At 46.7% G+C, this 13733-nt stretch carries 14 protein-coding genes, 1 tRNA gene and 1 pseudogene; 7 read left to right on the top strand and 9 right to left on the bottom strand.

Annotation, left to right across the window (positions count from 1 at the left end; all coding sequences use genetic code 11):
* Positions 1–275: 275 nt before the first annotated feature.
* The 3 genes from OM95_RS00510 to OM95_RS00500 are packed head-to-tail and all read right to left on the bottom strand — an operon-like array spanning position 276 to position 2590.
* Positions 276–851 (bottom strand): hypothetical protein, encoded by a 576-nt coding sequence (locus OM95_RS00510; RefSeq protein ID WP_041869087.1) that lies wholly within the window; start codon positions 849–851, stop codon positions 276–278.
* 30 nt (positions 852–881) lie between these two features.
* On the bottom strand, positions 882–1799 hold the full coding sequence (locus tag OM95_RS00505) for a nucleotidyl transferase AbiEii/AbiGii toxin family protein (RefSeq protein WP_041869085.1): 918 nt from the start codon (positions 1797–1799) through the stop codon (positions 882–884).
* Positions 1800–1810: 11 nt separating this feature from the next.
* The gene (locus OM95_RS00500; protein ID WP_041869083.1) at positions 1811–2590 is read right to left on the bottom strand and encodes a type IV toxin-antitoxin system AbiEi family antitoxin; all 780 of its coding nucleotides are present in this window, start codon (positions 2588–2590) and stop codon (positions 1811–1813) included.
* A gap of 185 nt (positions 2591–2775) precedes the next feature.
* Between OM95_RS00500 and OM95_RS17495 the strand changes: the two are divergent.
* Positions 2776–2883, top strand: a pseudogene (locus OM95_RS17495) (transposase); the annotation flags it as partial.
* Between the two features lie 93 nt (positions 2884–2976).
* Here OM95_RS17495 and OM95_RS00495 read toward each other — a convergent pair.
* The 3 genes from OM95_RS00495 to OM95_RS00485 form a co-directional block, all read right to left on the bottom strand.
* A tRNA-His gene (locus OM95_RS00495) sits at positions 2977–3052 on the bottom strand.
* 82 nt (positions 3053–3134) lie between these two features.
* Positions 3135–4106: a hypothetical protein gene (locus OM95_RS00490; RefSeq protein ID WP_291515390.1), complete on the bottom strand. Its 972-nt coding sequence runs from the start codon at positions 4104–4106 to the stop codon at positions 3135–3137.
* A complete protein-coding gene (locus OM95_RS00485; protein ID WP_041869080.1) occupies positions 4081–4848 on the bottom strand; it encodes a glycosyltransferase family 2 protein in 768 nt (255 codons plus the stop codon). Before OM95_RS00485 ends, OM95_RS00490 begins: the two co-directional genes overlap by 26 nt.
* 91 nt (positions 4849–4939) lie before the next feature.
* Between OM95_RS00485 and OM95_RS00480 the strand changes: the two genes are divergently transcribed.
* Positions 4940–5554, top strand: a complete 615-nt coding sequence (locus OM95_RS00480) for a hypothetical protein (RefSeq protein ID WP_041869201.1) — start codon at positions 4940–4942, stop codon at positions 5552–5554.
* 2 nt (positions 5555–5556) lie between these two features.
* Positions 5557–6600 (top strand): rod shape-determining protein, encoded by a 1044-nt coding sequence (locus tag OM95_RS00475; RefSeq protein ID WP_041869078.1) that lies wholly within the window; start codon positions 5557–5559, stop codon positions 6598–6600.
* Here the strand turns inward: OM95_RS00475 and OM95_RS00470 are convergent.
* Positions 6597–7571, bottom strand: a complete 975-nt coding sequence (locus tag OM95_RS00470) for an aminotransferase class IV (protein WP_041869076.1) — start codon at positions 7569–7571, stop codon at positions 6597–6599. The genes OM95_RS00475 and OM95_RS00470 overlap by 4 nt on opposite strands.
* A gap of 119 nt (positions 7572–7690) precedes the next feature.
* Between OM95_RS00470 and OM95_RS00465 the strand changes: the two genes are divergently transcribed.
* Genes OM95_RS00465 through tsaA form a run of 4 tightly spaced genes read left to right on the top strand, consistent with a single transcriptional unit; the run spans position 7691 to position 12076 of the window.
* Positions 7691–8455 carry a carbonic anhydrase gene (locus tag OM95_RS00465; protein ID WP_041869073.1) on the top strand — a complete coding sequence of 255 codons (765 nt, stop codon included), beginning with the start codon at positions 7691–7693 and terminating at the stop codon, positions 8453–8455.
* Positions 8456–8472: 17 nt separating this feature from the next.
* The gene (gene metG, locus OM95_RS00460) at positions 8473–10533 is read left to right on the top strand and encodes a methionine--tRNA ligase (RefSeq protein WP_041869071.1); all 2061 of its coding nucleotides are present in this window, start codon (positions 8473–8475) and stop codon (positions 10531–10533) included.
* Positions 10533–11312, top strand: coding sequence for an RNA methyltransferase (locus OM95_RS00455; protein WP_041869069.1), 780 nt, complete (start codon positions 10533–10535; stop codon positions 11310–11312). Before metG ends, OM95_RS00455 begins: the two co-directional genes overlap by 1 nt.
* Positions 11297–12076, top strand: a complete 780-nt coding sequence (gene tsaA / locus OM95_RS00450; RefSeq protein ID WP_291515389.1) for a tRNA (N6-threonylcarbamoyladenosine(37)-N6)-methyltransferase TrmO — start codon at positions 11297–11299, stop codon at positions 12074–12076. The genes OM95_RS00455 and tsaA overlap by 16 nt, the downstream gene beginning before the upstream one ends.
* On the opposite strand, the gene OM95_RS00445 is transcribed toward tsaA, so the two are convergent.
* Both OM95_RS00445 and OM95_RS00440 read right to left on the bottom strand, forming a co-directional pair.
* Positions 12045–13301 carry a hypothetical protein gene (locus OM95_RS00445; RefSeq protein ID WP_041869066.1) on the bottom strand — a complete coding sequence of 419 codons (1257 nt, stop codon included), beginning with the start codon at positions 13299–13301 and terminating at the stop codon, positions 12045–12047. The genes tsaA and OM95_RS00445 overlap by 32 nt on opposite strands.
* An 18-nt stretch (positions 13302–13319) precedes the next feature.
* Positions 13320–13697 (bottom strand): cysteine rich repeat-containing protein, encoded by a 378-nt coding sequence (locus OM95_RS00440; RefSeq protein WP_041869063.1) that lies wholly within the window; start codon positions 13695–13697, stop codon positions 13320–13322.
* Between the last annotated feature and the right edge of the window lie 36 nt (positions 13698–13733).

The raw sequence follows: 13733 nt of genomic DNA, 5'->3' as shown, positions 1-13733 counted from the left end.
CGACTCAGCCCAAGCGGCAGAGCGAATGACAGGCGCTGCAAGCCCTGGCGTGAAGCCTGCAAAGCGAAGACTGTGTACGGCGGCGATTCAGGGGCCACAACGGAGCATGCGGTATAAAAACAGGAGCGCGGACTCAGGCTTTGCTAAAACAAATTCGGAAGCATTGACGCAATCGTTAGGTAACCAATAAAACTTTATCTTACGTTTTCATTTTTTAGCACTTTTCGCTAAAATCCTAGAATGCATTGGGTGTAGCACACGAGTCGCCGTACTTCTTAAAACCTCCGAAACAGCTCCGATTTGGTGATCTTTTTCTCATCAACAGGGTCGAATTGAGAGATCTGAAGTCCAAAACACTGAAACTCTCGATCAGCACCGCTTTGCCCGAGTTGCAGTGCGAGATTTAGCGTTTTCGCTGGCGCAGGGGATACAAAATTCTGGTCTCGACAAAACTCAATCACTTTTCGAAATCGCTCTTCATCAGCTTTTATCATCAGGGCACCAATAACATTGAAATCACACTTTCGAGACTTCGTTGCCTTCAAAAGAATCTCAGCATTAAAAGCCTGAGCATGTGTAGTCACGGCACCAATCGCCAATACTAACGCCTTTGGATCTTGCAAAAGAAATGGCGATAACTCAACAAGGCATTCTTCAGGTGACATATCTAAAGGAGGTTCAGCCATCATATTGCAGCCGATGCCCTTCAGAAGAGAATCAACAAACGCCTTAGTTTTTTCAACGGATGTCGTTCGCAAATTCCCCTTTCCGCTCTCAAATAGGACAACTTCTTTTAGAGCCTTTAGTAAACCCCGCCCCAGGCTATTAGATTTTTCTTTATTATGACTCATACGAAAATGACTCCATATTGTTGGCGCTCTTTATAGTTTAAGAATTTGCTCCAATGCACTCAATTCCTTAGCTCGTCTATCAGGATTCATTTTTTGGATATTCTCAAGTTTCCACTGCACGGCAGGCAAGCTTGAGAGATTGGCAACATCTAAAAGACTCCAATCAGGTTCGCCTCGCTGAAGAGAAAGAAGATACTTCCTTTGGTTATTGCTTAACTTTTCCTGAATATTTGCAATTAACTCTTCCCGAACTTTCTCAAAGTCAGAATATGAAAAATCGACATTTGTCATACCTTCAAACTCACTGGAGAAAGCCTCTTTCATATTTCTTTTTGTTGGGCTTATAACTTCAGGCAATGGGCGATTGTGGCTGGATAAATAGACCAAAAAACCTTTTAAAATATCTGAAGTCAGGCCTTCGTTTTCCATAAGTAACTTAACATCGAAAATATCTCGCGGATGCTGACGATCAAGGGCTGCGACAATTTTTCCACCGTACAAGTCAGGGATGGAGACCACCGGAACATCGAAGGCCACTTTAAATTGATTTTCAGCGCTCTCAACCAAATCTCGACGTTCACTCTCAAATGCAGTGCCTCTGATTACTGGATTGGCTTCTATTTTAATCTGAATGCCATCTTTCACCACAAGCAACTTCCCAATGTTGTCAGGGCCGGATTTTGTTGGCGCCAAAACTTTTGTCCTTGAAAGACTTTTCTCAATATCACTCTTGATTCTTTTAACTGCGGCCTCTGCATTTGCGATAGCCTTCGCTCTTGACTCCAAGCCGACATAGGCCAAATCAATATCAATGCTCAATCGAGGCATATCTCTGACAAAAAGATTGATTGCTGTGCCACCTTTTAGACTGAAGCATTCTTCTTTTGCTACGTAAGGAAGCACTTTCAACATCAAATCGACATAGGCTACATATTTTTCTCTACTCATCGAAGTATCCTTTAGGGATTTCCTATTGTGATCTTATACTTACTATCAAACTCACCGCCACTCACAAGCTGGCGACTGCCACTTCCTAAATCTACTTTCGATAGATCAAGCTTTTTGAGCCATGGATGATTTACTCTGTCTGCCATTGCTAAAAAAAGTCTTTTTGCTTTCACTGAAGTGCAGTGAGCTAACAATGTTTGAACAAGCTTTGGCCTTAGCGTTAGCAGGTTTTCCATTATCTCGTGCGCTTCTGTAAACGAGTGTCTTTCTGGGACCTGATCTAAGTATTCGAGCATAGCTCTCTCTCTTGAGGAATAAACGAGCTTTAAGCGGCCAAGCTCTACGGACGTTAAACCTTGCTCTGCAATTGACAGCGACTTAAGGCCTTCATCAAACAGCGAAGACTGTAGGTAGACTATTTCTGCATCCCATTTCTTATTCTTGAACCATGTTGGTAGCTTCGTTTTGGGCTCCGCTATAAGAAAAACTCTTTCCTTGCCCATCGTAAGATATTGAGCGCTGCCGGCCTGCTCGATTGCAGTTTTGCCGCCAACATGAACCGGGAACTTTAGTTGCTCTTGCAAAGCCCAAACAGCCCCAGGCCACCCAACCTCATCACCGCTCTTTATGAGGGCCCCCGCCCCTATGGCCTTTACCCATCCGCTCTTTTTGTAGATCTGTAGGTTCGAATACGTGTAGCCATTCTCTTTGAGCCACTTCACAGAGTAGACAGCGCCGGGGATCCAGCTTGTCATTAGTTCATTTATTTTGGTTCTATTTTTCATATCCATAATATCAATTATAGCTCCAAAATAAACTTCGGCAAGAGTGGCTGTTTGATTTAGTCCTATTTTTAATATTTAAACTATTAAAAATAGGACAAATTTAAATAAAAATATAGTATTATCCTGTATTTACATATAGTTGTGACGGATCTTAAAAGCCTGGACCTAGCCCATTCAAAGCGAAGACAAATTCGGTTGTTGAAGGGATGCATACCCGAATGGAGGAATTGATCAGAAGAGCTTATGGATTTAGAAAATTTGAAAATTTCCGATTACGAGCAAAGTTATATCTTGGATAGCAAAAGTTCGACTGCCCCCGTTAATGGGCAAGAGCCGTGAAGAGAACCTTATGATTTTTGGAGGACCTTATTCAATTTCCTAGGAAAGAAAATTGGGGTGAGTAACGGGGCTTGAACCCGCGACACTCGGAATCACAATCCGATGCTCTACCAACTGAGCTATACCCACCACAAAGGAAGAACCTTTATAGGATTTTGTGGTGGAAATGGCAAGCAGGAAATTTGCGGGGCTTTAGGAAAACTTGAAAAGCTTAGTAATCACAAGGGGCTACGACGGGTTGCGCCTTACAAAGAATGCTGGCTTTTTCAGCATCTAAAGTCGTTTCCTCGGCCCACTCCCCGTTGGCGTTGCAACGGCGGCGCACGCAGGTCGTCCCAGGGTTTTGCACAAGGCAGGTCTTCTTTTCTTTCTTGGGATTGTTGAGGCACGTCCAAACGCACTCATTAAATTTACCTGCGGGTTGAGAACAAATCACTCCCTCGCGCTTTTCTTTCGCCAGACGGGCTTGTTCTTTCGCGCGCAGATGAGCCAGGTCGGCCAGGCGTTTTTTTTCTTCCGAAGCGGCCTTATCTAATTCCCCTGCATCGATGGCGGTCACAGCGGTCAAACGACCTTTAGGGATTTTCTTTCCCTGCAAAAGAACATCGTAAGAAATCTCGCCGTTTTCAATGACTCCTTGAAATCCGGCCTGCTGCCCCTTTTTTACGGTCACGGATTCTTCCCCGTTCAAGGCCGAAAATTCCATGCTGCCTGCAAACACTTTCACGCCGGTGAAGGCCTTTTGCGGATAGACCGAAAGAACATAATCCCCGGGAACAGCCAGGAACTCAAAAAGATCCGAACGCAAGGCTATATTATAAGAGCCTTTGTCCTTCTGGCTCCAATGCAGATCACCACTTTTCAGAATAACAACCGGAGCCTCGCCCGATTCCCAACTGATCACCGGCAGTAAGACTTCTCCTGAACCTAACAAAACAAAACTGCGCTTTTCATCAAGTTCCACTTTAACTCGGCCAGATAAAGAGGTTTCAAGCAGCGCTTTTTCACGAAGAATCTGCCGGTTTTTCACGAGGACTCTTTTGCCATCCTTGCCGGTCAACCACACCTGACCAAAGATGTCGCGGATCGCAGGATACTTGGGAGCTGCGGCAAACAAGGTGTTCGTCACCAGCATTGAAGAAATAAAAAGCAGAGTTTTACTTAGAAGCTTTTTTCTGAGCACGTTCAATCTCCCAAAGCTTGGCGAATTTCAGAAACAAAGAATAAGCCGCGCCGACAGCGATAATAAAACCCGGCAGGCCATCAAGGAATCCCGCTTTAACAAAATAGGTTTCCACGAACTTACCCCAAGGCTTAAAGATCATCTTTAAGTAAGAAAACTTCTTTCCGGCGGCGGCCAGCTCTTTGGCGCCCAAGGTGGAATAGCGGTCGTTCGTGATCACCTGATCACTGATGCCATCAAAAACCCAGTGCAGAAGATCTTTCTTCATTTTCAACTTTAACTTTACTTGCACTTTTTCGTGTACATCTGCGGAATCCCACTGAGAAATCGATTTATTAAACAGGCGCAGCTGATAATCCGGGTACCACCCTCCGTGCGAAATCCAACGTCCTAGATGATAGGATTTGCGCGGGAAAAGATATCCCGCTTCGGGGTTCAATTCGGAAAAACGAGCACAGATTTCATCAGCCAACTCGGGGCTTAAAGCCTCGTCGGCATCCAAAGCCAAAATCCACGGGTTCTTGGCTTGAGCGGTGGCAAAAGCTTTTTGCGGACCAAACCCCTTCCACTTTTCCTGAAAAACACGAGCCCCGCAGTTTTTAGCAAGTTCCACCGTGCGATCCGTCGAAAAGCTGTCCACCACGACAATGTCGTCGACAAAGGGAGCCGAACGAATACAGCGCTCTATATGCGCCTCTTCGTTTAAGGTAATGATCACTAAAGATATGGGAAGTTTCGTCACTTCTTAAAGGTCTCTTTGGATCAAGGTCTTGTCAAACGATTCGCGAATGGCTACCATTTTTAGATCGGATGATTTGAAAGGCTTTAATTTCATGAAATTTGCTAAATACTTCGTTTTAGGTCTGTTTTTAAGTTCCACGGCGAATGCCTACTTAAGCATCGCTGAATCCGGCGAATTGCTGGCGCCTGGAAAATATCAGGTTGGAGTTGAACCTCAGCTTTTAACGAACAAAGGAAACGGCGCTAACTTCAACGTCTTTGTTGATACGGCGATCAATGAATCCATGAGCGGTCGTATTTCAATGGGCGCTGGTGCTGTCGATTTCAACGCCTTCGCATCGCTAAAATGGATTCCTATTCCTGACGTCGACAATCAACCAGCGATGGGCTTTCGCGCCGGTGCTGGTATCGCACGCGATGAGGAAGAAAATCTGATTCAACTGCAATTTGCTCCGATGCTGAGTAAAAAATGGGACACCGAGTACGGCATGACCGTTCCCTACTTCGCCATCCCCTTCACCTTCCTGAATACCAAAGAAGAAAACTATGTGGCGTCTAATCTGGCAATCGGCACAGAGTTTCACTATGTCGACTGGAATCAAGTGACCTTAGGCGCCGAGTTGGGTGTTGATTTGAACAAATCCTATTCGTATATTTCTATTTTCGCGACCTTCCCTTTCGAGAGCCACAAAGGATTCGGTAAATAAATATGTTGTCTTGGTTATTTAAGGATGAAGCCGGAACGGCCGCTGATTTGTACGTCGACCTGGGAACCGCGAACACGCTGATCGCGGGTCGCGGAAAAGGGATCATTTTAAATGAGCCTTCGCTCATCGCGTACCAACAAACAAGTCCGGGTAAAAAAAGAGTGATCGCCGTCGGCACAGACGCCAAAGAAAAATTGGCTAACAATCCCGGCAGCATCTTTCCGCAAAAGCCCATTCGCGACGGAGTTATCGCGGACTTTGAAACCACAGAAGTGATGCTAAGACATTTTCTGTCTGCTCCTGGAGTCAAATCAGCGTTTTCCCGCCCGCGTGTTGTTGTCTCTCTTCCCTATGGTGTCACGGAAGTTGAAAAGAAGGCCGTGATCCAATCCTGCAAAGCGGCTGGCGCCAAAGAAGTCTTCTTGATCGATGAACCTATGGCTGCGGCGATAGGCTCGGGGCTAAATATCAAATCCGCTGAAGGCAATATGATCATTGATATTGGCGGTGGCACCACAGAAGTGGCCGTGATCGCGCTTGCGGATATTGTTTATTGCGAAGCTGCTCGCGTCGGTGGACATCGAATCGATGATGCTATTATCGATTACTTCCGCAAATACAAAAAAATGATCATCTCGGAAACTACGGCGGAAACGCTGAAAGTCTCTATCGGCACTGCCGTTCCTAAAAAAGATATTAAGACGGCTACCGTGACAGGCCGGGACGCTGATACGGGAATGAACAAAACCATCGAAGTCAGTTCTGAAGACGTCGGGCTTGCCATGAATAACTCTATTCAAGAAGTTATCAATGCCATCCACCGGGCGCTGGAACACACGCCCCCTGAGCTTGTCTCTGACATTATCGAACGAGGCGTTGTTTTAGCTGGCGGTGGTGCTTTGATTCGCGATTTCGATTTGCGCATTCAGAATGAAGTGCGCCTGCCGGTGCGAATTGCGGAAAACCCTCTGACAGCTATCGCCCGCGGCGGCGAAGCTGTCTTGAGCGATCCGGAATTGCTGGATAAAATTCAATTGGAAGTTTAAAGAGCCACAGGGGTCGACTTCGGCCCCTGTTTCATATCGTCCCGAAGAAGTTTAAGAAGTTGCGCTGACACGGGACCTTGTTTTCCCGTCCCGATTTTCTTACCCTCGTATTCGGTCACAGGCAAAACATCCAAAGTAGTGCCAATCATCATCACTTCTTGCGCTTCGTAAAGGTCCATTTCCGTCAGATCCTTTTCCTGAATACCTGTTAAAGCCCCTGCTGACAGCAACCCTTGAGCCAACTCAAAAGTTCGCATCATTGTGGTCCCCTTCAGGATCTGGCGCAACCGAGGCCGAACCAGCGTGCGATTCTTATCGATCATCACGATGTTTTCAGTCGAACTTTCTGTCAGATATCCTTGAGAATCCACACCGATCGTAAAATCAAGTTTGCGATCCACACTTTCTTTCTTCATTAAAACATTCTGAAGATAGTTGCAGGTTTTGATGGTCGCAAACCATGGATCTTTGGGTGGAATCTGACTGCGCCCTGCCCTGACACCGTTGATATAGCGTTCGTCTGGATACGGCGTGTAAGCCGTAACCACCAAATACATTTGCGACGAAACACATTCATAGGGATTCGTCGTGAAACCGCCGGGGCCGCGCGAAATATAAAGGCGCAAAACAGCGTTCTTCGTCGCCGCCACCTGCACCGTTTGAAAAATCACCTCGCGCATTTCGTCGAGAGGCATGGGTAATTGCAATCCGATTTTTGCGGCGGAAAGCTCAAGTCGCTCTAGGTGCTCTTGCATAAGAAAGGCTTTGCCATCGACAACTTTAATTGCTTCAAACACGCCGTCCCCACGATGCACCAGGTGGTCGTCAATCGGCACCATCATCAACGCGGGCTCTGTTGTGATACCGCCCAACCACGTGCTGTACATGGCTAAATATGTTTTCTGTGCGGCGTAAGAACGCTCTTGAAGTTTGGCTTGAATTTCCGAGGGGGAAAGAACTGCAACGGACATGATAGTCTCCTCAACAAACATTCTAGTCAGCTCCTTATCAGGGTAAAAGTTTTTTTGTTTTTAAATTGACGTCTCTCGATGGAGGTCCTGAGAATAAGAACAGCATGACGGAGGACAAAATGCTAAAAGCTTTCACCATAGGTGTTATTTTACTTACTATGACGGCCTGCTCTTCCTTGCTGCGCCGATCTCCACAGCAGGAAACCAAAGTCGTTCTGAAAGATCAGCAAGGCGGACAAAAAGAGGCTCCGGCCGAGGCCACTTCCAATGACGCAAAAGAAATCACCAAAGTCAGCCCCAACGATCAGGAAATGGACGAAGCCCAAGCGCAAGCCGCGGAAATGAAGAACGCCGTCGCCGCTGCTGCTCAACATATTTCTGCAAACCATGGCAAAGAACCCATGACCCGCACACTGGGTCCTGTCCCTGCGGAAAAATCCTTGGGTTGGTTAAAAAATGGAAACACGCGCTTCGTGAAAGGCAAGTTTCGCGCCGATGGCGCCTCCGCCAAAGACCGTCAGCGTTTGCTGGGTGGGCAAAAGCCCCACGCGGTGATCGTGACTTGCAGTGACTCACGCGTCCCGCCCGAGGTGATTTTTGATCAGAAATTGGGCGAGATCTTCGTTATCCGCACCGTTGAACTTGCAGCTTCTTCTGATGTCCTCGCAAGCGCTGAATACGCCGTGGGCGAATTGGGTTCTAATCTGGTCGTCGTCCTAGGTCACGAAGCCTGCGGCACGGGTCGCACCTCGAGCGGTCTGCAAACGGTGACCCAAGAACTTGCTGAACGCTCTGCACTTCTGCGTGACGGCATTGCGTCGGGTGAGGTAAAGATTGTTCAGGCCATTTACCACCTGGATTCTGGAATCGTGGACTGGCGCTAATTCTTGAAAGGCATTCGATGAACCAAAACCGTAAAATCCTCATAACTTGTGCTCTTCCCTACGCCAACGGCTATATCCACTTGGGTCACTTGGTGGAATATCTTCAAGCTGACTTCTGGGCACGCTTTCAAGAGATGCGCGGCAATGAATGTGTTTATATCTGCGCAGACGACACGCATGGAACTCCGATCATGGTTAAAGCCCGTGAACTGGGCATCACGCCGGAAGCTTTGATTGCGAAAAGTTATGAAGAGCACACGCAAGACTTCGCTGACTTTCAAGTGAAGTTTTCTTTGTACGGCTCTACGAACTCGGAAGAAAATAAAAATCTTTGCGAATACTTCTATCACAAAATGGTGGAAGGTGGTCACACCCGCAAACAACTGATCCAACAGCTTTACTGCAATCACGATAAAATGTTCCTGCCAGACCGCTTTGTAAAGGGCACTTGCCCGAAGTGCGGCGCGAAAGAACAATACGGTGATTCTTGTGATGTGTGTGGTTCGACCTATTCCCCCAGTGACATGAAAGAGGTTCACTGTTCTCTGTGTGGAAATACCCCTGTTCTGAAAGACAGCGAAAGTATTTTCTTTAAATTAAACGACTTTAAAAAATATCTGGAAGAGTGGATTCCTCAACACTGCTCTTCAGACATTTCTAAAAAAATGCTGGAATGGTTCAACGAGGATCTTCACGATCTGGATATTTCTCGGGACGAGCCGTATTTTGGCTTTGCGATTCCGGGAACCAACAATAAAAAATTCTTCTATGTGTGGGTGGATGCCCCTATGGGATACATGTCTACGACTCAGCAATGGGCGCAGAAGAACAATCTGTCTTTAAAAGACGTTTGGGATGATCCAAAGCGTGAAGTCTATCACTTCATCGGCAAAGACATCGCCCGCTTCCACACTATTTTCTGGCCGGCGTTTTTAAAATCCGCAGGTTTTAGATCTCCGGATCAGGTTTTTGTTCATGGCCACTTGATGGTCAACGGTGAAAAGATGTCCAAGTCTAAAGGGACTTTTATTGCCGCAAGAACTTATTTGAATCATTTAAATCCGGAATACCTTCGCTATTACTACTCGACGAAGCTAAATAGCTCTGTCGATGACATTGATTTGAACCTGGAAGAGTTCGTCAATCGCGTGAACTCAGAACTTGTGGGTAAAATCACAAATCTGGGATCTCGTGGCGGTCAGATGTTGAAAAAGAAAATGGACGGCATCATGAGCACGCCCGACGCGGAAGGGGCAAACCTTATCGCGCATGCGCAAAAGAAGGCAGAAACTATCGCGGCCCATTACGAAGCCCGGGATTTTGCAAAAGCTTTGAATGAAATTCGTTCTTTGGCAGATGATGCGAATAAATACTTTGATGAAAAAGCCCCATGGAAAACCTTAGAGTCGCACCCCGTGGAAACCAAACAGGTGATTACCACGACCTTGAATGTGTTCCGCATGTTGGCGATTTATCTGAAGCCGGTTCTGCCCCTGTACACTGAAAAAGTGGAAAAGCTTTTGGGCGAGTCCAACTACAAGTGGTCTGATATTAACACAGTTCTGACCCATCGTCCGATTGCGGATTATGAGCATTTAGCCACTCGCGTGGAGGCTGACAAAGTTAAAGCGATGGTGGAAGAAAGTCGTAAAATCAACGAAGAGATTCAAGCGACAAAAAAAGCAGCTTCGACTGCTGCACCGAAAGCGGCGGCTGGCAAGACAGAGGATCGCAACGGTGAGCGTCCTGCGGAAATCGAGTTTGCTGATTTTGAAAAAGTGGATCTTCGCATCGGTCAGGTCATCGAAGCTGAAGAAATCAAAGAAGCCGATAAACTTCTTCGCTTGAAAGTCGATATTGGGGATGGACAGATTCGCCAGATCATTGCGGGAATCAAATCCGCTTACAAGCCGGAACAGCTTCTGGGACGGAAGATTCTGGTTTGCGTGAATCTAAAACCGCGCAAGATGAAGTTTGGTATGTCAGAAGGAATGGTCTTGGCAGCAGGAAGCGGCGGCAGCGATCTTTTCGTACTGGCTGCTGACGAAGGCGCGCAAGTCGGCCAACGAGTGAAATAATGGCACTTTCTGCTCAAGATAAAAAATCCCTTGAAGAGATCCATCGGCTTTTTGTGTCGCTGGAAAAATCCTCAAGGAATTTTTCTTTTGAGCCTGAACCCCTCTTAGAACTCAAAAATAAAATTGCCGCTCTTGAAGCATCAGAAAATCCTGATGTCACCCGCCTTGCGGATCTAAACAAACATCTTGTCGCTGATATGACACTGAAACATTTTGTTTCATTTGCGATTCCTTTCGAACGTCTTTTGCACAAAAATCTTCAGGACGATGATTTTCTGGTTATTGAAAACGACAAACATGCCTCGCCGCTGGAGCCTTTGCCCTTGGTTTTTGTTTTGGATAATATTCGTTCGGCATTCAACGTCGGTTCGATTTTTAGAACCGCAGAATGCCTGGGGGCGCAAAAGATTTATCTTTGTGGCTACACCCCCAATCCGACCCAATGGAAGGTTGAAAAGACCGCCATGGGTACGCAAGACTATTTGCCTTGGGAAGAAGCGCCAAAACTTTTGGAGTGCCTGGAAGAACTTAAAGAGGCTGGCTATCGTATTGTCGCGCTTGAAACCGCCGCCAGTGCTGTGGATCTTTTTACAAGCTTCGAACTGGAGCCGACGGCTTTTGTCTTAGGTAATGAACGCTTTGGCCTGGACCCGGAAATACTTAAAGTCATCGATGAAGTCCGCATCATTCCTTTACGGGGTCGTAAAAACTCTCTCAATGTCGGTGTCACCGCGGCGATTGCGGGTTTTGAATGGATGAGGCAATGGCGGAACAAATAACTCTGACCCCGATCGGAATTTTTCACAGCTCGCAAAAAGAGCCCTACGAAGCGGGAAGACAAACTGACGAGTTTCACTCTGAAGGTGTTATCGAATTGTCTTCAGGACAGAATTTTGAACAGGCGCTGATCGGTCTTGAAGGTTGTTCGCATATCTGGGTGATTTTCCAGTTTCACCACAACACTCATTGGAATCCGATGGTGCTACCGCCAAGAGGAAGAACCACGAAAATCGGCGTCTTTGCCACGCGCTCCCCTTACCGCCCCAACGGTCTGGGTATGAGCTGTGTAAAAATCCGCCGCATTGATAAGCTTAAAATATACGTCGAGGCGGCAGATATCTTAGATGGAACTCCCGTGCTGGATATTAAACCCTACGTGGCCTATGCCGATTCCTTTCCTGGTGTGGAGCCTGACTGGCTTGCCGATGTCAGCAAATACACGGTCTCGTTCACCGGCGAAGCTTTAGAGCAACTAGAATGGCTGGACAATGCCGGGGTCGAACAATTGCGGGGATTTCTTCAGCACCAGCTTGAGTATGAGCCCACGAATTCGAAAAAGAAGCGAGTGAAAGCGCAAAATAGTCATTTTGTTATCGCCTATCGCACTTGGCGCGCGGCCTTCACAATCAACGAACACGAAGTCGAAGTATTTAAGATTTTTTCTGGTTATAGCGAAAGCGATCTGGCCGTGGAAGAAGACACCTATCACGACAAAGCTTTGCACAAAGAGTTCAAGAAGCTTTTTCCGTCGGCTCGTCCGTAGAGGCAGCGGCCTGTCCAAAAACCTGATTTTTCAATAATAAGTAAAGTGGTAAAAATCCTAAACCGCGACTGACCGAACCGAGAATGAAGACCGCATAATAGCTTGTGATCTTTTCACCAAAGAACCACAGAAATTTTCCGCCGACATAGGTGCCTAAAATAATCGCCACCGAGTTTAAAAGATTATACACCGTTAGTACCGGAACTTTTTCTTCCTGCTTTAGATCTTTAAAGAAAATCAAAGAAAGACCCACTTCAACAAAGGCCCAAGCAAAACCACTAATAAGCTGCAGAAAATAAATAAAATATGCGCCCGTGCTTAAAGCCCACATCGCTGGCAAAGGCACGATGGCCCCCGCGCCAAAAAGCAACAGATTAAAACCTGAAGTTTTGCCGCGGAATCTTTCAATGGCCGTTAAAGCCAAAATTTTACCCACAAATAAAAGGGCAATCGCCACCATGTAATGGCCATACCCCATTTTTACTTGCGCCAGCATATAGGGCGTCACAAACGGGGAAGACACAAAGACAGCGGCCTGAAAGGGCACTAGATAAAAGAAAAACTGTCGCTTCTGCGTATTGTTCCAGAAGACATTCCATGAGGCCCTGAAACCCAGACGCGGTTCACTTCTCCATTCGGGATCAAACCACTGGGTCGATAGAATTGCGGAAGACAACAGACGACAAGTCGCTGCGAATAAGAAGAGCAAAGTGAATACAGACGAAAAAGGCCCTAGCTCCACCTTGTAATTCAACGCCAGACCGCCGCCGATCAATCCCAATAGAATACCTAATTGGGAAATACGAGCGCGTTTGGCAAAGAAAGTGTTGCCTTCATCCACCTGCACCAGACGTCCCATCCAGTAATTCCAGGCAAGGCCCGAAGAAAAACCCGATCCCCAATACAAAGTCAGAATACCGAAAAGCATCCAGAAGTTCGGAGCCCGTGTCGCCGAAAAATAAATCAACGGAATAAACGTCAGGGCCTGCATCACACTCGAGGCCACCACCCAGTGCTTGTGCGATTGCACTCTTTGCAAACCCCGCGGGGTGATTAATTGTAAAATGGCGCCACTGACAATCGGAAGACTGGCAAGAATACCGGCGAAGACCTCGCCCATGCCGATGGAAAGAGAATAAGCCGGCAGATAGGTTTCGCCGGCTCCAACCATGAGAGAACATAAGAAGGCGTCAATCAAACTAAGACGAAGACTTTTTTCTCTCATGAATACTGACTGGATTCCTTATTTACGTTTTTTGCGCATTTCTTTTGCAGAGGCCATTTCTTCCTGGCAGGCTGCCGAGAATTTTTCTTTATTCTCTTTCATACACTTCATCATGCGACCTTTTCCGGGCTTCATGTCGCCACAAAACTTTTGCATCTCATCGTGACAAGCTTCTCGGACTTCTTTCATTGTCTCTTTAGCTTTTTCCATGTGCGCTTTACACTCTGGAGAAAGCTTATCCTGATTGTCTTTCATACATTGCGCGACTTTGCCGCCGCCGTGTTCTACATTTCCGCAAAGAGTTTCACGATCCTTTGCGCACACCCCGCCTCCGCCAGGCTGAGCAAACGAGGAAAATCCTAAAACCATCATACAAGCTAAAACATACTTACCCATGGTGACTCCTTTTAGATCAAATTGTAGCAGCAGCCT

The sequence above is a fragment of the Bdellovibrio sp. ArHS genome (genome assembly GCF_000786105.1).
Lineage (GTDB): Bacteria > Bdellovibrionota > Bdellovibrionia > Bdellovibrionales > Bdellovibrionaceae > Bdellovibrio.
Note: the sequence above shows the minus strand (reverse complement) of the source record. Positions and strands in the feature narration are given on the sequence as shown.

Coding starts and splice junctions, on each gene's coding strand:
- metG (WP_041869071.1), top strand. CDS start 8,473: ATGAACCAAAACCGTAAAATCCTCATAACTTGTGCTCTTCCCTACGCC.
- OM95_RS00445 (WP_041869066.1), bottom strand. CDS start 13,301: ATGAGAGAAAAAAGTCTTCGTCTTAGTTTGATTGACGCCTTCTTATGT.
- OM95_RS00465 (WP_041869073.1), top strand. CDS start 7,691: ATGCTAAAAGCTTTCACCATAGGTGTTATTTTACTTACTATGACGGCC.
- OM95_RS00455 (WP_041869069.1), top strand. CDS start 10,533: ATGGCACTTTCTGCTCAAGATAAAAAATCCCTTGAAGAGATCCATCGG.
- OM95_RS00510 (WP_041869087.1), bottom strand. CDS start 851: ATGAGTCATAATAAAGAAAAATCTAATAGCCTGGGGCGGGGTTTACTA.
- tsaA (WP_291515389.1), top strand. CDS start 11,297: ATGGCGGAACAAATAACTCTGACCCCGATCGGAATTTTTCACAGCTCG.
- OM95_RS00505 (WP_041869085.1), bottom strand. CDS start 1,799: ATGAGTAGAGAAAAATATGTAGCCTATGTCGATTTGATGTTGAAAGTG.
- OM95_RS00475 (WP_041869078.1), top strand. CDS start 5,557: ATGTTGTCTTGGTTATTTAAGGATGAAGCCGGAACGGCCGCTGATTTG.
- OM95_RS00480 (WP_041869201.1), top strand. CDS start 4,940: ATGAAATTTGCTAAATACTTCGTTTTAGGTCTGTTTTTAAGTTCCACG.
- OM95_RS00470 (WP_041869076.1), bottom strand. CDS start 7,571: ATGTCCGTTGCAGTTCTTTCCCCCTCGGAAATTCAAGCCAAACTTCAA.
- OM95_RS00440 (WP_041869063.1), bottom strand. CDS start 13,697: ATGGGTAAGTATGTTTTAGCTTGTATGATGGTTTTAGGATTTTCCTCG.
- OM95_RS00500 (WP_041869083.1), bottom strand. CDS start 2,590: ATGGATATGAAAAATAGAACCAAAATAAATGAACTAATGACAAGCTGG.